The organism is Vulcanisaeta sp. JCM 16161, assembly GCF_001316285.1.
The window spans coordinates 82,888-103,146 of sequence record NZ_BBDO01000006.1 but is presented as its reverse complement, the minus strand read 5'-3'; the positions used below and the strand labels follow the sequence as shown (position 1 = coordinate 103,146).

The following is a 20,259-nucleotide window of genomic DNA, read 5'->3' as shown; positions in this document are numbered from 1 at the left end:
ATTTCACGCAATGAGGTTACCGTAAACTCTCATTAACTCATTAACAATACTCCCTGCTAACACCATGAATGCATTAATCGGTGTACCAACACCCTCCGTCAATAAATGGACCAGCATCTCAGCGTAGAATGAGGCAGTTAAGGTGGAGAGCTTACCTAACGTAATTATTATTTGATCCTCAAGTTTATTATCTTTCTCAATTCTTGAAGTAGCCAATGAGGTATGTTGTATTGGTAAGGCTATCAATGCGGCGACACCAACATTAGCACTAAATAGTTTAAGCACGTAAATTCCCATCCTAACCCAATGCTCATTTTTATCAACATCCGTTATTAAATCACGCAAAAATATTTATTAATTAATTAATCAATCCCACACACTCACCTCCCCTAAAGAAGTCAATGCCCTTGTCGACATAATCGTACAATAAATCTCCGCCAACTCATCACCAATACCCAACAAGTAATCCCTTAATCACTAAGAAGCTTTACATCCAATGAACCCATCTTAAAGGCATCCGGTATTTGATTAAGAATGTGATTCACGAAAAACATGTAATTACCCTTCCTCACCTCATCCATATACAATGCCTGGTGATTCTCCATACCATGCCAAAAACAAACGCATGTTGTATTTAAGTTCTATTTTCCATAACCTCGGGAATGCAATAACGCCGTATTTAATACATCAACGAGCTTATTAAGGCTGTCTATGTCAACCCCCTGCCGTGGACCTATGGCGTTCATGTCCAGGGTCAATGGCGTAAGCGCAATATTGCCCTCCCTATGAACCACGTACGTATCAGTGTCTGGTTCAGGTTCAAGCAATGAACCAAATAGCCAATAATACTTACCTCCACGTGGGTCAACCCTAACATCGATCTTCTCCGAGAACTTAAGCTTCGAGCCCTAACAAGCTTAACCCTAGCACCCCTACTGACCACCCTTGGGAAATTAATACTAATTACATCAACCCCCCTGGGCATCCCATGTCTAAGTACATACATTGCCGACTCCCTAATCACAGCCTTAAGCAAAGGCTCAAGTTCCTCATTATCCTCAAGCTCATCACTGCTCTCAACATCCACTGAGTATGCAATGGCAGGAATACCAAGTAGCGCTGCCTGGAATGCGGCGCCGAGTGTTCCTGATGATAGTATTACCTGTAATGATGTGTTATCGCCAATATTTATGCCGGAGAGCACGAGGTCCACATTCCCCGTTATCTCCAGGGCAGCTAAGTATATAGTATCTGACGGTGTTCCTGAGGTTGCATACACCTTAAAGCCGCATAGGTCCATCACCGATACCCTGAGGGGCTTATGTAGGGTTATACCAAGCCGGAGGCCGACTTTGGCGTTTCTGGGGCTACTACATAGACCTCGCCCAGGTCCTTAACGTATTCATACAGCATCCTAAGCCCTGGCTATATATGCCGTCATCATTCGTTACGAGTATCTTAACCACAAAGGCATTTAGGGTATAGGTTTATAAAGGGTTTCGTGCTCACTAATCAAGGATTGCAAGAGGACCTAGTGGTGGATGAGCCATGAATAAGGAGGTTGTTGCTCCAGGAGATATTGTTGGTGTTGCTGAGGAATACCTGCCGGGGGAGAATGTTGAGGTTGATGCGGATGGTAAATTGAGGGCTCAGGTCATGGGTATCGTTGTTAGGAATGATAGGGAGCACGTAATTAGTGTTAAGCCTATAAGAAGTAGTAACTCACTATTAAGGGTAAATGATATTGTGTATGGTAAGGTGGTGGCCATACCTAATGATAGGGTTGTTATTGTGAAAATAATTGGCGTTGAAAATAATGGCAATAAAATCGTGTTAAAAGATGATGTAACGGGCATAATACCACCATCACAATTACTAAATGGTAAACCAGGTAATGCCAGCGAGCTTCTCGGCATTGGCGATATAGTCAGGGCTAGGGTAATATCGAAAGATCCACCATACACACTGACACTGAGGGATGCGCAGCTCGGTGTGGTTTACGCAAGATGCCCTAGGTGTGGCCATACACTTAGGTGGAAGGGCAATGAACTGCTTCAATGCCCTAATTGCGGCGCTATGGTTAGGCGTAAGGTTAGTCTTGTTGAGTATTGGGCATGAGGTCAGTCGTAATACCACTCCTCATTGCTCAGGGGTCGAGGTGGTCATCACCAACAATAAGTGCGTCGGGTAGGTATTAAAAACTTCCTTGATTAATCTGCACTAGTGATGATGACTGGTATTTCTGAGCAATGAGGAGTGGCACCAGAGCTGATTCATGAGTAAAAACATTAATACCGCGGATCACTCCGTATTATGTGAAGTTCTCAATAGATGATAGGCTCAGGGGTAAGGTCTTCGTTGGTGTTGGTATTGTGCGCAATGTTAGGAATGAGGAGTACCCAGGCGAGTTATTGGCTATAATTAATGACGTCGTTAAGGAGGTTAGGTCGAGGCATAGCCTCGACAAGCTTAAGGATGACCCAATCATTAGGTATTACAGAGACTTCTATTGGCATGAGCTTGGTATAGACGACCAAGCAAAGGCCTGCCCAGGAGGCCTTACTTAGGAGGGTTCTTAGGGGTGAGGACTTGCCAAGGATTAACCCGATGGTTGATATTGGTAACATAGCCAGCATAAGGTACTTAGTACCAATTGGACTTTATGACCTTGATAGCTTTGGTGGTAAGGACCTCATAATTCGCTATGCCAGGGATGGCGAGATCTTCAATCCTATCGGATCACCAAAAAAAAGACCTTGAGTAGCAATCAAATTATTTTATCAACAATAGACGGCCTAATACTTCACGTATACCCATATAGGGATTCTGAAACCACGAAAATCAGGCCTGAGACGAGGAATGTATTAATAGTGACGGCGGGCGTTCCCGGAATAGATGATGATAGATTACTTAATTCCGCGCAGTTCATTATCGACTTAGCAACCAGGTACCTGGGAGGAAGTGCCCATGTGAAACCGGTTGTAATTAAGGATGAGACAGATTTACCATCGTAAAGCAACAACACTTAATTTTATCAATATTAATTATGATTGAGGTATGTGCACTCGTAAGGTTAAGGTCGTGAGGTATAGTGAAAGGGCCTCCTATGATAGGGATGAGCTCATAAGATTGCTGAATAGAAATTTCATATGCCATGTCGGGTTTGTGGATGAGGGTGAACCGTATATAATACCAATGCTTTACGTAAATGATGATCAATATATATACATGCATGGCTCACCAGATAGTAGGTTAATTAAGATAATTGGTGGTGGATCCCCAATCGTGATAGCCATTACTGAGGTTCGCGGCATAGTGCTCTCGAGCAATTTATGCAATAACTCGATAAATTACGAATCAGCCATTATATACGGCAGGGGATTCCTCATTGATGACTTAAACGAAAAACTTCGTGTATTCCAATTAATGATTAATAGATTAGTACCTGGCAGGATAGGTGATACTGAGTTACCAACAACTAATGAGTTGGAATCGGTAGCCGTTGTTAGGATTAAAATTGAGGACTTTGCAATTAAGAGGAGAGAGGGTGGACCCACCATTAGTAGTGATAGGCATTGGGAGGCATAATCCCAATAATTATGGCCTATGGTATACCCATAAGTACGAATAATAAACCAATGCCGAAATATTTAATGGATCTCGTCACATCTCGTAAACCTACTTAAGCCTTGCACGTTCGAGGAACTCATCAATTAATTGGCTAATTGTTGGTCCCTCGATAACCTTAAGTCTCCATTTAGCCCTAACGATTGGCTTATCGATCTTAACCACATCCTCTATATGGGCTGGCGTGCCCATGATGACTACGTCGGCGGGGATCCTCCTTATCGTCTCCTCCAAATCCCTTATCTGCTCAGGTGTGTAGCCTAGGCTTGGTAGCACTGGTCCCATGTGTGTGTACTTTGCGTATGTCTCCTTTATTATGCCCACGGCGTACGGCTTTGGATCGATTATCTCGGCATTGTACTTCTTAGCGGCTATGTACCCCGCCGCGTATGGTAGGCTCCATGCGTTACTGTTGGCGCGTCCTCAATTATCACCACCCTCTTCCCGGCCACGGCATTTGGGTCCTCTAGATATACCTCAAGGTCTGCCTGCGTTATTGAAGCCCTCGGGTTAACGGCCTTTATATTATTAATTATAGTCCTAACATTCTCAGGGGTTGAGTCGGAGACCTTGGTCACGATCACGGCATCGGCAAGCCTGGTATTCACCTCACCTGGGAAGCTGCCGACCTCATGCCCTGGTCTTCTAGCGTCAGTAACCGTTATTAGGTAGTCTGTGTAGTAGAATGGAAAGTCATTGTTTCCGCCATCCCACAATAACACGTCTGCTATGGACTCAGCCTCATTGAGTATCATCTCATAATCAACGCCGGCAAGTACAGGTACACCAATGTCTACGTAGTGCTCATACTCCTCCCTCTCCTCAAAGGTGATCTTCATTAGGTCCTGCCTAGTCCTAAATACCTGCACCATCATTTCGTCCGGGTTCATGTATATCATTGGATGCCTAATCGCCGCGACCTTCAATCCCCTCCTAACGAGTTCGAGCGTTACCTCATGAGAGACCGTTGACTTGCCGGCGCCGGTCCTCGTAGCCACTACGCCGATCATGGGCTTCGATGACTTTATCATGGTATCCCTAGGACCAAGAATACTGAAGCTGGCGCCATTTGCCAGCACAATACTTATTATCCTACCCACATCATTATAGAGCAGGTCACTATAGGCTAAGACAACCTCGTCAGCGCCCAAATCCCTTATTAAGCGCCCGAGGTCCTCAAGATCCTTAAGCCCAATAAGCGGTATACCACCTGGTTGATATAGGTCTCCAGCACCCTTTATATACCGCTTGCCACCAATACCCGGTATTTGAACCTGGGCGACAGCCACAACCTTATACTCTGGGTTATGCCTATAGTACATGTTAAATACGTGCAGGTCTCGACCGCCCGCGCCCAGTATTATTACCCTCCGCAATGAGGAATCACCGTTCCCTAGTTATAAACCAGTACTATTTATTATTTACCCACTACACCATCAATCTTGTTAATACAGGGACAACCCCGTAAATTCTCAATAACGCTCCTCGATAGTGAGATTTCAGTACCATCGTTAAACACGAACGTTATTATCGATTGCTCATTACGTATGGTGATTAATTCATCCCATGGGTAAAATATGTCCATGGGCTTTACGTATATACCCCTCTCATAAACCGCGTAATTATCAATGCTCAATAACTGCGAACCCCACATGCTCAACAGCCTTCTATTTATTATCCTATTAAGAAGAATGATAAGCACAAGTAGGGTCAATATTATTACTGGCGCGAAGATCGGGTCGACAAACCTTATACCCACAACTGCGGCTATTGCCAGTGATAGGAATACGAAAACCTTAATTATTAAGCCCATCATCCTAACACCAATCCTCATTACAAAGCGGTTCTTCCCTACAAATTATTAAAGATAGCTCACCTTATTAATCACTCAATCACGCCTCAAGCCTCCTCACCAGGTAAGCCTTCTGTGGATTTGTCAATTGAAGCATTGTTAATAGGGCTGGGTTTAAATCCTTCGAACCCTTGATTATTAAATTCCTCACGTAATCCAGTATTTTGGGATCAAGCCTCACGTACTCATCAACCCTGTCAAGCAGGAATGGGTAACCAGTATCTGTCGTCTGTGACTCAAGATACGCCACCAACTCCTCAATACTCACCCTATCATTTGGATTGAAGACCTCGAGTTTGACCGCGGGTGCGCCATTACGCGGTTTATAAAATACCACGTATATATCTCTAAGCATCCTCAAACCTGGATGTTTGGAACCGCTAAATACCCCCTCAAGGTTTGCCAGACCCTCGCTGAGTCTCCTACTCATTAAGTCCCTGACATCATTACAATTCGTACCCTTACACCTTTTCCTTAACTCGCAGTCGCTATAGTTTACCTTAATCCACTGGGGCAGGATATCACCATAGCTACCGAGTACCATATACTCACCATTATTGAGTACCAGGCTTGCGATGAGTTTATCATTCATTGGCAGGCATTCATTAGTTAGTATCGATAGGAACCTCGACCTAACCCTCTTAACAACACCAATAACCGGTGTATTGTCCTCACGGCCAGATCCATCAGGTCACCAATTACGTTAGTCACGCGGGCAAGCACGCCACCCTCAACCGGCAAGTTGTATGGTAGTGGGTGTATTGGTATTTCACCATCAAGAATTATTAGGTCAACCTCCTTCCTCCCCCTGGCCTTATTACGAAGAAGCTTAATCGCCAACTCCCTCTCCCTAACCTGAGCCCTCCTCGTAATCACCCTCTCAAACTCACCAACATCCTCAAAAACAACCTCACCGGTCATGTACCTATCGTAGGAGCCATTGAGGTAACCAACATAGCCATAGGAAAGCACGGTCATAACACCGCCAATTAACTCAAGAGGTGGTGCTGGATAGCTCGAATCAATTGCATAGGCATTAAAGGCCTTTGCCGATGAACTAATATTCCTAATTAAACCCTTATCCTCGATAATCTTCCTTAACCCACGGATCAGGGTAAGTATTTGAGAATCAACACCTTCATCCAACATCCTCTTAACATCGGATTGTATGGAGAGTAGTAATGGAGGCTCAATCCAAAATTCAATATCTCCAGGTCCATAATCACTGGGCAACATTCAAAATAATGACCACAGGGAGGTATATAAAGCACTATTGAGTAATTACTCCATAGGCATTAACATTAACGATTAAAAATTAAGTTCTTGACATTACAATTAACCCTACCTAATTGTTGGAGAATCACTCACGGTTTTATATAAAATGACTTAAAGATACTGCTTCAATATATTCTCGGCCTCTTTAATCAATACCCTAACTTTATTGATGTACGGCATTAAGTCATTCACACTCAATCTAGCTTCATGAAAACCCCATACATGTAATATATATGCGCTACCCCATCCATTAGACACCCAATCACCCAATCTCACAGAAAGGTACCTGCAGCCCTGGTCAATAAGTAGGTGAACCACCTGCCCTCCCTCACGGCCTCTTGATACTCAGGTATATTGAATTTCTCAGCCAAAGCCTTAATGACTTCCTCGGCGGCCTTGTAAGCCTTCTCCGAGGCCTGAACAGCATCACCCTTTCTTAAATACTCATCCATCTCGGCTAAATATCTCTCGGCGAGTTCCATCCTTACCTTCAATCCCTCCTGAGGATCAATCCTTGATAATGCACCTATTATTAAATCCTCAACATCAATACCACGCTCCTTAGCAATCCTCATCAATTCCTCCATACAACGTCACTAATTACATCATTAAATACCTAAATAAAGTTATATTTCGTTACCGTAACATTAATCTCCTCTTTGCAATCAACTATATATCAAAATATATCGAATTTAATTAATTACAGTAAATATCTAAGGTGTCCTGCTCAGCAAAATTTAATGATACTAAGGACGCACTTAAATCCATAAGTCCCAAGCAGGGTCTTAGCGACTTTTAATCTCACTATGATTTACCCGTTACATATCTTATTCCGGTATTGTAATCCATGTTCCTGAACCTTTCCTGAATCACCCTAATATTCCTTAAGTCTCCTATGCTTAATCCTAAATCTTACATAGGCTGGCCTAACATTTTAGATCTCTACATATTAGAATCTTAATAATTTTCAGCAAGTATTAAACATAGATTGATAAAATTCAACGGTCAGCCTCCGGTGGGAAGTAGCCGAAGCTTCCATATATGGCCGGTACGTCGGCCAACCTATAGCCCTTCAATGCCTCCATGAATCCCCTGAGCAGTAGCCATGATGGTGTGACCATCCTTAACCTATATGGCACGTTGCTGTGTCCATCGGATATTAATGTGAATAGTAATAGTCCTCTTGAGGCCTCCGTTAATGTTGTTACCTCGCCAGCGCCTGGCGTTAATCCCACGTGGGTCTTTGTTAGGAATGTCCTTACATCCTTGGCTGCCTGCGGTCTGTCCTTTGGTGGTATTCTTGATAGTATTTTCTCACTTAGTATTGGTGTGTCTGGTATGTTCTTAACTGCCTGCCTAATTATCTTAATGCTCTGCCTAATCTCCTCAACCCTAACAAGGAACCTCGAGTATGAATCACCCTCATCAGCCACCGGTATATCCCACTCAAACTCGTTATAGACCTCGTAAGGTTCCACCTTCCTAACATCATACTCAACACCGGAGGCCCTTAGGAATGGGCCGACTAATCCATACTTAATCGCCTCGTCCTTCGTTAACACGCCGACCTCCTTAAGCCTATGTATTGTGACCGGGTTCTTAACGAATATGGACTCCATATCCTTCATCTTCCTCTCCAGGTAGTTCGTTAATTCATAAACAAAGTTGAGGACATCGGGCTTAACATCCCACCTGACACCGCCCGGCACGGTATAGCTAAGCGTTGTTCTTGTGCCTGTTATTCTTATGAAGCCTCGTTGATTACATCCCTAAGTCCAAAGGCCCACATGTAGCCCGTGCTATGACCAATGAATACGGCGAGGATTCCAGTATCGTATAGATGCGTAGCATCCTACTTAACTCGGCCAGAATTACCCTAATGTACTGGGCCCTCTTGGGCACGTCTAAGTCAGCCAGCTTCTCCACTGCACGTGAGTAGCCAAGGTCAAAGTTAGCCGAATCCTGTATAGTAGGTCTCTCGATAAGTGGCAATATGTGTATGTATAGCCTGGTCTCGGCGAGCTTCTCCACACCCCTATGGACATAACCCGGATCCGGTATTGCATCGACAATGTAATCACCCTTGAGCCTAAGTATTATCCTCATGTGCCCACTACCTGGATGTTGAGGCCCAATGAATACCAAGTACTCGTCACTCCTGTAGGCCTCCTCAACGTACTCCTTTGGTATTGGTACGAAGTTCCTAACGAACTCCTCAGGTACCTCCATCCTAACGGGCAACTCTGCATACCTCTCATTACCGCTCATACTCATCACCCTGTGCCACTCACCTCCTGCTTGCCCTCACCTGGTTTTTCCTGTGCTGGTTTTGCCTGTGGTTGCGTAGTCTCTGCAGGCTTTGGTTGTGGGGCCTGCTGTGCGGGTTTTGGTTGAGCCGGCACTTGAGCTGGCTTCTGCGGTGCTGCCGCCGGCTTCGGCTGTGGCGGTGCCACGGGTAGTCCAGGGAACTCCCTATCAACTATGTAGAACTCCCTGACTATTGGTACGTCCTTCCTAAGCGGGAACTTAACAGGCGTGTCTGGGTCGAGTAGGAAGTTCCTGCCCATCCATGGGTTACCCTCAAACCAAACACCGAAGAAGTCATACATTTCACGCTCCATGTAATCCGCACTAGGCCAAATATCGATTAAACTTGGCACCTTAGGATTATCCCTAGGAATCTCCGTAGTTAATGATACGAGTATGGGCATCAACTCCTTCCTGCTATAGCTTGAGACCCAGTACTCAACGTAGAATTTGTTTTCGTGCGGTACATCAATGACATTAACCGATTTAACATGGTCAAAACCAAGCTTTAACAATGATGATGCAGCATCCCTTAACTTATTGGGCTCTGTATCTACGCATATTCTATTAACGTCAGTTACAACAATCCTCTTAGCCGATTCCTTGAGTGCGGGCATTAGTTGATTAGTTATTAATTCATAGCCAAAGGGCCACTCAACCTTCTTCTCCTGGCAAACCGGTACGTGTGGGTTGGGGGTTATCCTGTGCGGTGGGTTTGGCGCAGGTTGCTTGGTTGGGGATGGTGTTAATATCTTCGTTAGATCGATGGTCTTTGGCTTAACATTAGCTAGCCTCGCCCGTCTCTATTTTCCTCTGGACTATCTTAATCATTTGAATAACTGCCTCAGGTGTTGGTGGGCAACCAATGGCGTATGCGTCAATTGGCACTATTTTACTGACCGGTACAGTGTGGTAACTATTCCAGAATATACCACCCTCAGCGGCGCAGGAGCCCATGGCAATCACGTACTTAGGATCGCTCATTTGCTCCCAGATATACCTGAGGACCCTAGCCATCTTGAAGGTTATTGTACCCTCAATTAGGATTAGGTTTGTCTGCCTGGGTGCATGCCATGGCAGTGAGCCAAGCCTTTCAGCGTCATATGTTGGGTTCCAGGTATGCGCCATCTCAACACCGCAGCATGCCGTTACGAGGTGAATAGGCCATAGGGAGTATTTCGTACCCCACTTCTTGTAGGGTTCTAAATATTTGTCAAGCGACATTCACGTCACCCACCACTTGGCCTTCTTATAAATTCTTTGGGATACGCTATTTTCAGTGCGTATTTATAACCAACATAGATGCTTGGTAGGGTTATTACGAGTATTGCAAGTATTATGTAGGTTATTGGTAATGCGATAATGGCGGCTGATGACAGTATCAATAATATTACTATTATGGGCTCCATACCAAGGAACATGAGTAGGAAGCCCACGTACTGTATTGGGAAAACATACCTAGCCTCACCAACTGGTGGGTTGCCAGCCTCATACCTTTGGAGCTTCGATACATTCGGATTCTTAGCAGCAAGCCTCTTTGCTACGTACATTATCGCAGCGTCGGTTATTAGGCTACCACCACGATTACTATCAATATTGCTAATGCGTCGATGAAGGCCGACATCGTGACCGAAGGAATTAGCAATTGGGCATTTTTAAGTAATAACCTCATTCAATACACTGCCCAAGCAACTTATTAAGCGCTAGCGTTAGTAATGCCGTACTACCCACGTCCCTACCAACTACCTTAACCTGCCGCCCCAGGCTCAACTCGCTCTGCATAAATGGTTGGTCGGATGCCTGTATTACTAGTAATGTCCTGCCCTTAACCTCATTCCCCATGGAATCACCCTGGTGCTTAAGAAGAGTATTGAGTCTGGATGAAGAAGTTCAATGGCGTCCTTAATGTCGGGCAGCACAATCAACGTGGCTCCAGACCTGAGCACAAGCCTAAAGGCCTCCGGCACGCCCTGCTGTGCTGCTGTACCCACGGCCTTTGTGACGATTATCGTCTTTATACCAAAACCAAGCGAGACCTTTACCGCATCCAGCAGTTTCTGTACGCTGGCAGGGTTATGTATTACGGGTATTACATTGTTTATGGCTTGTTGGCAGTCCATTGAGGACGAAATATAGCGCTCCATTTATAAAACTATAACCTAATTAAAATTATTAAAGGGCTTCACAAATCAATTTCCTGATGAGTACACCCAGGGTCAACGAACTCATGGACAACGCAGTAGTAATTGCAAAGCCCAGGGATATTATTTCTAAGATAATTTCGGACATGAGGGATTACAGGGCATGGGTTGTCCCCGTCATCAACGAGAACGGCAAATTAGTGGGTGTGCTGAGTTATAGGGATTTGCTCGAGCGAAGGATTAGCCTTAGATCCAAGGTCTCGAGCGCCATGTCACCGCCATACTCAATAAGCCAGGACTCAGACCTTGTTAAGGCCATGTCCAAAATATTAACCCTGAGGGTTAGAGCACTGCCTGTGGTTGACTCTAGCATGGGGCTTGTCGGCATTTTAACTAGGGAGAAGATACTGAGGTACTTACTCGATAATAAGATGCTGCCCCGTACATCGGTCTCATCGGTAATGTCCAAGCCCGCAATTACTATCGACGCGAATGAAGCCGTGGCAAGGGCTAAGTGGCTCATGATTAGGCATGGAATAACACGCCTGCCGGTTCTCGATTCAGGCAAGCTCTACGGCATAGTTTCAATGCGCGACATAGTTGAGCGACTGTACTACGCATCAATACCGCGGCGTAGTAGGAGGGGCGATGTTGTTGGTACTGAGGATGACATACTCGCGGCTCCCGTGAAGGCAATAGCAACTACGCCAGTAATAACCGTTGGTGAAGGTGATGATATCTACACCACAGTTAATTTAATGCTTGATAAGGGCATCTCAGGTATGCCCGTTATTTCTGGGGAGTCCGTGGTTGGGGTCGTCTCGAGTTACGACATTATAAGGGCCGTCATCAAGCCGTACGAGGAGATACCAGTTGAGGCTAAGCTTACTGAAATTGATGAGGATGCTAAGCCATTAGTTGAGAAGGTGATCTCGAATTATATTGCCAAGATAAATAGGATGACCAACGTCATCGACATGAAGATAAACATTAAGAAGTACGAGAGAGGAGGCGAGGAAAAGAGGAATAAGTACTCAGTCCACATAATGCTTAAGGACAACACTAACACATACACAGTAAACGAGGTTGATTGGGACCCAGTAAACGCCGTCAGGTATGCCTTCGAGACCTTAATCAAGAGAATTGAAAGAGAGATAAATAGGACAAGGGATATAAGGAGAAAGGGTAGATTACGTGGAGGACCACCCAGCGAGTAAATGATTTGTTGATGATGAACGCACCCTTTAATGACCGATGATTACTTCGCTAACGACTGAAGAGAGATCAATCCATTTATTTACAATAATTTTTGATGCTAAATTAACGAATATGATCAGCCGGTACGTGAATTCTTCATGCGCTGTCCGCTCCGGGGGTTGTCATCACTAATTATATGCTCAATGTATTATTTTTAAGCTAGAGCTAAAGCTTTTATTTAACTACCTATTCCACATTGATTTCGTGATTAGGATAAGTATTGTTAAGGCCGAGGACAATTACCTAGAGGCTATAATTCAGGGGGAGACATACACATTATTTGCGCCGTTGATTGAGTACCTACTGAAGAGACCTGATGTTGAGTATGCGATGTACGATGTCGACCACCCATTGACCCAAAATGTTCGGTTTAGGATAAAGACAAGGGGTAAGCCGCCTCTTGATGTTATTAAGGAGACTGTGAATGAGATATTGAGGGATGTTGAGGAGCTGGAGAAGGGATTTTTAGGCTCGTCATAAATTTAACAAAATACGTTAAGTCCCTGGGTATGGTGATCTATCCTTGATATACGTATTCGGTGAACCACCTCAATGGTTAATTGATGCGGTTAGGGAGTTGGGGGAGGAGATTGTTAGGATTAATGATTGCAATGCACCGCCACGTAGCATCGTGATTTCAGTAAATAGCGAGTGCGCGGCTAAAGGCTTTGTTGCCCTGTCCCTAATGCCTTACGGAGGGGTTATACCAATTCAGAGGAACACTGCAAGGGGCATACTCTCAACCGTGATTAACTTAACTCGAAGAATTGGTAATGCGAAGGGTATTGACGATGCATTGTCATCGCTGGGTTTCATTAAGACCCAGGTAATTAATGCATTTGGTGTGGCCGAGGTTGTGATTAGGGACCAGGTGATTCCTGGGTCGATATACACGGTAATCGTACTTAATGAGGACGGGGGTAAATGCGTGGTAACGCTAGGTAGGGGTACTGCTAGGGGGACTTTGATCCTTGACTCGTCAATAAGTTGGTTATTAAGTAATGGTGGTGATGTGCGTATTGCGAGGGGTGATCTGGTGCTTGAGCTTATGGCTTTATCCATGATCTTTGGTATTAACCTTATTCATTCTAATCCTCCTTACTAGATTAATGGCTGAGAGTATTGTTGCGGCACCATTTAGTATTAGAAAGATGAGGTTCCAATTAAGTGCTGAGTATGCCGTGAGTAGGGCACTGCCTATTAGGTATGGTATTGTTAACCTGAGCGGTGGCACATCACCTAGTGCGAGCACCCAACCAACCGCAATGAATAGTAGTCCGAGCACTCCAACAATTATTGTTATCATCACCCTGCGAGTAATTGCCCGCATTTTTAAGGCATACATTATCGAGATCGCCATAGTAAAAAAATAAATTCTTATAACATTCTATAATTAACAAAGATGAAGGGATTATTGATAGCTATGCCCAGTGTTATTGATGAGGTTAAGAAGTTAATTAATAATTATCCATACTTTGCTGTGACTACGGAATTGAACGAGAACCTTAATGGTTATGATATCATAGGCATTGTGGGGACCGATAAATTCATAATAATGAACCTCCATAAGTTGGATTCATGGGATGGGCCGGTCCTCACCGTGGGGTTTGGCCTGAGTTTTCTGAATTCCGTGGATATAACCAACCTGGATAAGGCATTATCGATAATAATGAGCGGCAATTACGATATTGAGGACATACAAAGACTTTCTGTTAATGTTAAGGGTAAGAAATTACCATATGCAATAAATGAGGTCGCAATCTTCCCTGCCAAGAGCGCGATAACCCTTGAGTATAGCCTATACGTGAATAATGAGTACCTATGGCATGACGTTGCCGATGGCTTAATAATATCAACACCCACGGGTTCCACGGCATACGCAATGTCGGCTGGCGGCCCATTAATACATTCGAGGGCCCAGGTCTTCGAGATCGTGCCTGTTAATAGTACGAACCTAGCACGCGTGCCTGTCATCGTACCCAGTGACTCTATAATTACAATAAGGGATTTAATCTCTAGATCTAGGGTTGAAGTAATAATAGATGGTAGTATCAGGACATTCGTCGGTAATGAGGTCAGGATAACGCCTGGAAAACCACTTAAGCTTGTTAGGATTGGTGAGGTCTCGAGTGCCATTGGGCGTTATGAGAAGAAAATAAGTCTACTGGCAAACATGGATTTACCACCAAGTGCTAAGTTCATACTCAAGATACTTGAGTATGAGGGTCAATTAACGCAGAAGGAGATCATTGAGAAGACTATGCTTCCGAGTAGGACTGTTAGGAATGCATTGAGTATTTTGATTAGGAAGGGCTTGATTCAGAGGCAGGTAATCATTAGGGGTAATAAGGAGGTTATTGTTTACTCCCTAAAGTCCACTGGGCAGTAGGTCCTTGTTTCATCATGAATTCAATCCTTGAGCACCTAATACTCCTAATCTCACTCTTATTTGATAGGCTGGTCATGAGTATTACCTTCACGTGATTCTTAATGCTTATGATTAACCTCGGCCACATTATTAATTGTCCATAGGTTATGTACTTCCTTAATTCATACTCCGCCATACATCTATTGCTTCGTGAGCCAATTAAAAAGTAGTTTGTAAGGCGCAAAATCTGCATATTTTCCATAGAACAATATTATCACTATGAACCATAAATTTAATAAATTCTAAAGGTGATAGAATATTGATGGCTATTAATGATGAATCCAAGAAGGTGAACAACGAGGAACTCATTGAGGAAGGTCAGGATTTCATAAGGAGGTTAATAGAACCATCACCAGCCATCGTGAGAATTCATTGCTATAACTGTAATTTCGACAGTGTAAAAATACCGAATGGTGTCGAGTTCAGGTTTAGGCTATTAATGCCATTCATGGCCGCCGTGATTAGGTATAGGCAGCCAATCAAGGACTTACTAATGCTTGACTCAAAGCCCGTGATAACAGCCATCTACCAGTCGAGGGTTAAGGAGAAGAAGACCGAGAGACCCGTGGTGGTGATTTACGGCGAGATAAACCCGACGAAGAGGATATGGAGGGTCCTAAGTATTTATAACCTGGTCCTTGATGATTATAAGACTCCATAGTCAAGCAATTCAATATAGTAACGAAGAAGGAGATTTGGCACTATCACCAAAGTGTCTCGTTGAACGGTAAGACACAGCACATAGGCATAGTCCTTGCAAACAAGGTATTACTTAGGTACCTAACGAGGTTTGGTGAGGATGGCGCATCAGTAAAGATGGTATTGCTAACGCCTGATGGCATACAAACAAGGAGACTGCATGTTGACTCGGAGGAGGAGGTCACAGCCGAGGAGAGGTCAATGATTGGTGATTAGGCATTAGTAGTAAAATTTAAAACAATGATCAATTAATTACTTAATTTATGACAAAGAATAACCGGAACGCAATAAAAATTACGATTATAATAGCGGTAATACTCATAATGACGTTGATTATACACGCCTATTCACCTAACCATGTGTATGTACGTGCGCACCAACCACTGCCAAGAATGGCGCCAGCGGCGTCCTTTGTTGGCGCCTTTGCTTACGTGTCTAACTTTGAATACGTTAATGAGCCACTCAGTTATTATGGGTGGATACCCATTAGCGGGCAGACGCCGGTAATAGTTACGCAACCTAATTACTGGGGTGAACCCGCGTTGGAGTCTACTGCCTTAAATGGCGAACCTCAAATTGATATTGTTAATTCATCATTAATAGTTAGGGGTGATCAATTCCTATCCTTCCAGGTGGCGATTTATTACGGTGATGGTGGTAGTGGGTTCTTCGGCTTAGTAAATAGTAATTATGAGCGGTTGCCATTGTCGGTGTTGCTAATGGTTATGTATGGGCTGGCCCAAACCTAACGGACCTAAAGCCCGTGGTTCCCCTGTCAAAACTTTCAAATGCGCTTTACCCACCTGGTTGGGTCTTCATAATGGTTAATGTGTTTAATGCGAGCACCCCATACAATAAGTTTCCGTGCCAAACGCGGGTAATTACTACACGGTAGCCATAATCACGACGAACGGGACTGTCTATTACACGGACATAATAGTCACCAGTCTCGAAATACCCATATACCTGCAGAAGTACGATAACATGGAGGGTTATGGACAGGGATCAGGCCTTCTCGTCACCCTACTACCGCCATTCTATAACCTAACCGCACTCGTACTACTTAGGTATTGGAATACACCACAGGTCGGTATACTGAGCTTCCAGATAAACGCCATGAATTATTACGGAGCCACCAGGTCATCCTGCGTTGGTTTCTTCCAGATTGGTATTGACCTGGACCCAAATGGCACAATTGCCCCTTGGTACGTACCTGGCAAGAACTGCATAGCCCATTACTACTTCAATGAGACTACGATGAATCCAGCGGTGCTACCCGGCGTACCAACACCCAATAATACACTGCTTAAACTAATGATTTACTACAACATGTCCTCTAAGGAGATAGTCTTCGAGATTTACGACTATAATACGAGCCAATTATGGATACATGCAATACCATATAGTGGAACGCCATTCTACGCAACATACACGCAACTTGAGTTTCAGTATGCATATACTAAGTACCCGATATATGATTATGTGTTTAATGGTACGATGTTCGACATAGAGGTCACATTCTTGAATGGAACCACTGCGACATTACCCGCAAGCTACATGATACCCTTTGAACTAAGTGCGCCACCTACCTGGGACCTAACCTACTACAACGTTAATGCCTCCGGCTATAACCAATTCGCAAGGTAATCCCGTTAATTAAAGGGCAAATATTAAAAATCACATGAATTAATTATACCCCCGTGGCCAAGAACCTACCCAATTTATGGAATACTTTAAGCGTAATGGATGTTGGTGGCATCAAGGTTCGCTATTACTCATTGAAGGCGCTTGAGAGGGAGGGCTTTGACATTGCCAGGTTCCCATACACGATTAAGGTCTTCATAGAGAACCTGCTCAGGAATTACGATGGGCAGGCAATCACGGAGGAGGATATTGAGAACCTACTGCATTGGAACCCGAAGAATCCAGGCACTAAGGAGGTCCCAATAAAGGTTGCCAGGGTCTTAATGCAGGACTACACGGGAGTACCCGCCCTAGTTGACCTAGCCGTGATGAGGGAAATAGTGGCTAAGTACGGCATTGACCCAAAGGTCATTAATCCGCAGGTACCGACGGACTTAATCATAGACCACAGCGTACAGGCCGACTACTGGGGCAGGCCTGACTCCGTTAGGCTAAACATTAAGCTTGAGGTTGAGAGGAACGCAGAGAGGTATGAGTTCCTTAAGTGGGCTCAGAACGCCTTCAGGAACTTCAGGGTCTTCCCACCGGGCACTGGTATTATTCACCAGGTGCACCTTGAGCATATTGCGAGGGTTGTAATGACCGAGGACCTTGGGCCCAATGAGAGACTTGCGTACTTCGATACCGTAGTCGGCATGGACTCCCACACAACAATGATTAATGGGCTTGGCGTTGTTGGTTGGGGCGTTGGTGGTGTTGAGGCCGAGGCCGCATTACTTGGTCAACCAATAGCTGTACTGCCGCCACAGGTTGTTGGTGTTCACCTCTATGGCAAGCCAAGACCTGGTGTTACGGCGACGGACATAGTGCTCTACGTTACCGAGACCCTTAGGAAGTATAACGTCGTTGATAAGTTCGTCGAGTTCTTTGGTGAGGGCGTTAGGGAATTACCCGTCCCTGATAGGGCAACGATAGCTAACATGGCCCCTGAGTACGGCGCAACCACTGGATTATTCCCAGTGGATGAGCAAACACTGGCTTACCTAAGGCTCACTGGTAGGGATGAGTGGTTGATATCACTCATTGAGAAGTACTTCATGGAGCAGGGGGTCTTTGGCTCGCCTAAGGAGGGTGATGTCGAGTATAGCCAGGTAATAAGCATTGACCTATCAGCATAGAGCCAAGCCTGGCTGGACCATCACTCCCATGGCAGAGGAGGTCCCTAGGCGAGGTGCCTAAGAGCCTTGAGCCAGTCATTGAGGATAGGAATAAGAAGAGGGGCATGAGTGGTAGGAGGAAGGTAATCATAGAGATTGATGGTAAGAAGGTGGAGCTAGAGGATGGCTTTGTAGCCATTGCAGCAATCACAAGCTGTACAAACACGAGCAACCCATACCTATTAATGGCGTCCGGTCTCGTTGCCAAGAGGGCTGTTGAGCTCGGCATATCACCGCCACCATACGTTAAGACCGTCTTAGCACCAGGTTCTAGGGTTGTTGAGGAATACCTAAGGAGGTCAGGCCTGCTTCAGTATCTTGAGAAGATTGGCTTTTACATAACTGGTTTTGGCTGCATGGTCTGTATAGGCAATACCGGCCCACTTCCCGAGCCGTTGTTAGGGCTATTAGGGAGAATGATTTGGTGGCAGCAGCCGTACTCTCAGGAAATAGGAACTTTGAGGGTAGGATACACCCGGACGTCAGGGCTAATTACCTGGCCTCACCACCCATGGTCGTGGTCTACGCACTAGCCGGCACTGTCAATAAGGACTTAACCAAGGAACCGGTTACGTATACAAGTGATGGAAGGCCCGTTTACCTAAAGGACCTGTGGCCCAGTGATGATGAGGTAAGGAATTACGTCGAGAAGTACGTAACACCTGATGAATTCACGGAGAAGTACACGAAAATAGGTGACCTGGTGCCAGACGAGTGGAACATGCTAAAGGCACCAAGTGGTGATCTATACCAGTGGAACCCGAAGAATACGTACATAAGGAGGCCGCCGTTCTTCGACGACTTCGACCCAGACAGGCTCGTTGAGGTTAAGGACATAATTGGCGCCAGGGCATTGCTGGTACTTGGCGATAACATAACCACGGACACATATCGCCGGCAGGTTCGATACCCGCAGACTCACCTGCAGGTAAGTACTTAATGTCACTTGGCGTGAAGCCAAGCGAATTCAACACCTTCGGCACGAGGAGGGGTAATTGGGAGGTAATGGTTAGGGGTGCATTCTGGAGTAGGGGTGTCAAGAATAAGATGGGTGGTAAGGTCATTGAGGCGGATACACAATACACTGGCCTGATGGTCAATTAATGACCGTGTTTGACGCGGCCATGAAGTATAAGGAGGAGGCGTACCATTAATAATACTTGCCGGTCAAACATACGGTGCCGGCAGCTCAAGGGACTGGGCGGCTAAGGGCCGAAGCTCCTGGGCATAAAGGCGGTCATTGCAAAGAGCTTCGAGAGAATACACAGGAGTAACCTTGTTGAGATGGGCATACTACCGCTTCAGTTCATGGAGGGTGAGGATGCGGATAAGCTTGGCATAACGGGCGACGAGACATTCGACATAATAGGGCTATCCCAGGGATTAAAGCCTAGGCAAACCGTTGAATTAGTCGTGCATAAGCCGATGGCAGGGTCATAAAGACAAAGTTGCTTGTGAGACTTGATACGCCAATGGAGGTTCAGTACTTCCTGAACGGAGGCATACTACAGTACGTACTTAGGCAAATAATAAGGAAATACAGACAAGGAGGTGGATAATCATAATCGTTGGGCGGCATCTCGATAAACATTATCTAAAAATTCATAATCTTTAATTATACTAAGGGACTCCAACTTATTAATTATCCTCGTCAGGCTAGACTTGGGGATTGTCTCACCAAGCCTCTCCTCAACTATTCTTCTAACCTGCCCCCACGTCCTTGCACCCTCGGCAATGGCCTTAAGCACAGCCCTCTCTCTCCTGGATAACCTCATTAATTCACTAAGCGCTATGGAAATTGCCTGCTCCCTA

General features: G+C 45.0%; 20 protein-coding genes and 7 pseudogenes. 12 read left to right on the top strand and 15 right to left on the bottom strand.

What is annotated here, in order from left to right; translation table 11 throughout:
* Positions 1 to 3 precede the first annotated feature (3 nt).
* Both JCM16161_RS08885 and surE read right to left on the bottom strand, forming a co-directional pair.
* Positions 4 to 345: a hypothetical protein gene (locus JCM16161_RS08885; protein WP_054855624.1), complete on the bottom strand. Its 342-nt coding sequence runs from the start codon at positions 343 to 345 to the stop codon at positions 4 to 6.
* A gap of 296 nt (positions 346 to 641) precedes the next feature.
* A pseudogene (gene surE, locus JCM16161_RS08880) lies at positions 642 to 1,466 on the bottom strand (5'/3'-nucleotidase SurE).
* Positions 1,467 to 1,548: 82 nt separating this feature from the next.
* On the opposite strand from surE, the gene JCM16161_RS08875 reads away from it, so the two are divergent.
* The 3 genes and pseudogenes from JCM16161_RS08875 (at position 1,549) to JCM16161_RS08865 (ending at position 3,588) form a co-directional block, all read left to right on the top strand.
* Positions 1,549 to 2,118, top strand: a complete 570-nt coding sequence (locus JCM16161_RS08875) for an exosome complex RNA-binding protein Csl4 (protein WP_054855623.1) — start codon at positions 1,549 to 1,551, stop codon at positions 2,116 to 2,118.
* A gap of 197 nt (positions 2,119 to 2,315) precedes the next feature.
* Positions 2,316 to 3,014: pseudogene (locus JCM16161_RS08870) on the top strand (hypothetical protein).
* A 67-nt stretch (positions 3,015 to 3,081) separates the two neighbouring features.
* Positions 3,082 to 3,588: a pyridoxamine 5'-phosphate oxidase family protein gene (locus JCM16161_RS08865; protein ID WP_243671052.1), complete on the top strand. Its 507-nt coding sequence runs from the start codon at positions 3,082 to 3,084 to the stop codon at positions 3,586 to 3,588.
* Between the two features lie 90 nt (positions 3,589 to 3,678).
* Here the strand turns inward: JCM16161_RS08865 and JCM16161_RS08860 are convergent.
* From JCM16161_RS08860 to JCM16161_RS08825, 10 genes and pseudogenes are all read right to left on the bottom strand, one after another.
* Positions 3,679 to 5,003, bottom strand: a pseudogene (locus JCM16161_RS08860) (cyclic 2,3-diphosphoglycerate synthase).
* A 41-nt stretch (positions 5,004 to 5,044) separates the two neighbouring features.
* On the bottom strand, positions 5,045 to 5,461 hold the full coding sequence (locus JCM16161_RS08855) for a hypothetical protein (RefSeq protein ID WP_054855622.1): 417 nt from the start codon (positions 5,459 to 5,461) through the stop codon (positions 5,045 to 5,047).
* Positions 5,462 to 5,519: 58 nt separating this feature from the next.
* Positions 5,520 to 6,457: pseudogene (locus JCM16161_RS08850) on the bottom strand (DNA double-strand break repair nuclease NurA).
* A 408-nt stretch (positions 6,458 to 6,865) separates the two neighbouring features.
* Positions 6,866 to 7,341, bottom strand: a pseudogene (locus JCM16161_RS08845) (PaREP1 family protein).
* Between the two features lie 411 nt (positions 7,342 to 7,752).
* Positions 7,753 to 8,463 (bottom strand): hypothetical protein, encoded by a 711-nt coding sequence (locus JCM16161_RS17395; RefSeq protein ID WP_243671050.1) that lies wholly within the window; start codon positions 8,461 to 8,463, stop codon positions 7,753 to 7,755.
* Positions 8,464 to 8,515: 52 nt separating this feature from the next.
* The gene (locus tag JCM16161_RS17390; protein ID WP_243671047.1) at positions 8,516 to 9,022 is read right to left on the bottom strand and encodes a hypothetical protein; all 507 of its coding nucleotides are present in this window, start codon (positions 9,020 to 9,022) and stop codon (positions 8,516 to 8,518) included.
* A gap of 5 nt (positions 9,023 to 9,027) precedes the next feature.
* Positions 9,028 to 9,678, bottom strand: coding sequence for an NADH-quinone oxidoreductase subunit C (locus tag JCM16161_RS17385; protein ID WP_243671045.1), 651 nt, complete (start codon positions 9,676 to 9,678; stop codon positions 9,028 to 9,030).
* A gap of 166 nt (positions 9,679 to 9,844) precedes the next feature.
* On the bottom strand, positions 9,845 to 10,285 hold the full coding sequence (nuoB, locus tag JCM16161_RS17380; RefSeq protein ID WP_243671042.1) for an NADH-quinone oxidoreductase subunit NuoB: 441 nt from the start codon (positions 10,283 to 10,285) through the stop codon (positions 9,845 to 9,847).
* 5 nt (positions 10,286 to 10,290) lie between these two features.
* Positions 10,291 to 10,611 (bottom strand): NADH-quinone oxidoreductase subunit A, encoded by a 321-nt coding sequence (gene ndhC / locus JCM16161_RS08830; RefSeq protein ID WP_243671040.1) that lies wholly within the window; start codon positions 10,609 to 10,611, stop codon positions 10,291 to 10,293.
* A gap of 118 nt (positions 10,612 to 10,729) precedes the next feature.
* Positions 10,730 to 11,181, bottom strand: a pseudogene (locus JCM16161_RS08825) (RecB-family nuclease).
* Positions 11,182 to 11,261: 80 nt separating this feature from the next.
* Between JCM16161_RS08825 and JCM16161_RS08820 the strand changes: the two are divergent.
* The 3 genes from JCM16161_RS08820 (at position 11,262) to JCM16161_RS08810 (ending at position 13,564) form a co-directional block, all read left to right on the top strand.
* Positions 11,262 to 12,419 carry a CBS domain-containing protein gene (locus JCM16161_RS08820; RefSeq protein WP_054855620.1) on the top strand — a complete coding sequence of 386 codons (1,158 nt, stop codon included), beginning with the start codon at positions 11,262 to 11,264 and terminating at the stop codon, positions 12,417 to 12,419.
* A 244-nt stretch (positions 12,420 to 12,663) separates the two neighbouring features.
* Positions 12,664 to 12,939: a DNA-directed RNA polymerase subunit L gene (locus tag JCM16161_RS08815; protein WP_054855619.1), complete on the top strand. Its 276-nt coding sequence runs from the start codon at positions 12,664 to 12,666 to the stop codon at positions 12,937 to 12,939.
* Positions 12,940 to 12,982: 43 nt separating this feature from the next.
* Positions 12,983 to 13,564 (top strand): hypothetical protein, encoded by a 582-nt coding sequence (locus tag JCM16161_RS08810; protein ID WP_054855618.1) that lies wholly within the window; start codon positions 12,983 to 12,985, stop codon positions 13,562 to 13,564.
* Here the strand turns inward: JCM16161_RS08810 and JCM16161_RS08805 are convergent.
* Positions 13,514 to 13,768: a hypothetical protein gene (locus JCM16161_RS08805; RefSeq protein ID WP_243671038.1), complete on the bottom strand. Its 255-nt coding sequence runs from the start codon at positions 13,766 to 13,768 to the stop codon at positions 13,514 to 13,516. The two genes, JCM16161_RS08810 and JCM16161_RS08805, sit on opposite strands and share 51 nt — an antisense overlap.
* Before the next feature lie 93 nt (positions 13,769 to 13,861).
* Between JCM16161_RS08805 and JCM16161_RS08800 the strand changes: the two genes are divergently transcribed.
* A complete protein-coding gene (locus JCM16161_RS08800; protein ID WP_054855616.1) occupies positions 13,862 to 14,848 on the top strand; it encodes a winged helix-turn-helix transcriptional regulator in 987 nt (328 codons plus the stop codon).
* On the opposite strand, the gene JCM16161_RS08795 is transcribed toward JCM16161_RS08800, so the two are convergent.
* Positions 14,814 to 15,023, bottom strand: a complete 210-nt coding sequence (locus tag JCM16161_RS08795) for a hypothetical protein (RefSeq protein ID WP_054855615.1) — start codon at positions 15,021 to 15,023, stop codon at positions 14,814 to 14,816. The two genes, JCM16161_RS08800 and JCM16161_RS08795, sit on opposite strands and share 35 nt — an antisense overlap.
* A gap of 126 nt (positions 15,024 to 15,149) precedes the next feature.
* On the opposite strand from JCM16161_RS08795, the gene JCM16161_RS17375 reads away from it, so the two are divergent.
* The 5 genes and pseudogenes from JCM16161_RS17375 to acnA all read left to right on the top strand — a co-directional run bounded on the left by JCM16161_RS17375 (position 15,150) and on the right by acnA (position 20,006).
* Entirely contained in the window at positions 15,150 to 15,548 is a 399-nt protein-coding gene (locus JCM16161_RS17375) for a hypothetical protein (protein WP_243671036.1), read from the top strand.
* A gap of 59 nt (positions 15,549 to 15,607) precedes the next feature.
* Positions 15,608 to 15,802 (top strand): hypothetical protein, encoded by a 195-nt coding sequence (locus tag JCM16161_RS17370; protein ID WP_243671034.1) that lies wholly within the window; start codon positions 15,608 to 15,610, stop codon positions 15,800 to 15,802.
* Between the two features lie 47 nt (positions 15,803 to 15,849).
* On the top strand, positions 15,850 to 16,335 hold the full coding sequence (locus JCM16161_RS17365) for a hypothetical protein (protein WP_243671032.1): 486 nt from the start codon (positions 15,850 to 15,852) through the stop codon (positions 16,333 to 16,335).
* Between the two features lie 115 nt (positions 16,336 to 16,450).
* Positions 16,451 to 17,233, top strand: coding sequence for a hypothetical protein (locus tag JCM16161_RS17360; RefSeq protein ID WP_243671030.1), 783 nt, complete (start codon positions 16,451 to 16,453; stop codon positions 17,231 to 17,233).
* Positions 17,234 to 17,328: 95 nt separating this feature from the next.
* Positions 17,329 to 20,006: pseudogene (gene acnA, locus JCM16161_RS08780) on the top strand (aconitate hydratase AcnA).
* Here the strand turns inward: acnA and JCM16161_RS17355 are convergent.
* On the bottom strand, positions 20,007 to 20,222 hold the full coding sequence (locus JCM16161_RS17355) for a hypothetical protein (RefSeq protein ID WP_243671028.1): 216 nt from the start codon (positions 20,220 to 20,222) through the stop codon (positions 20,007 to 20,009).
* Between the last annotated feature and the right edge of the window lie 37 nt (positions 20,223 to 20,259).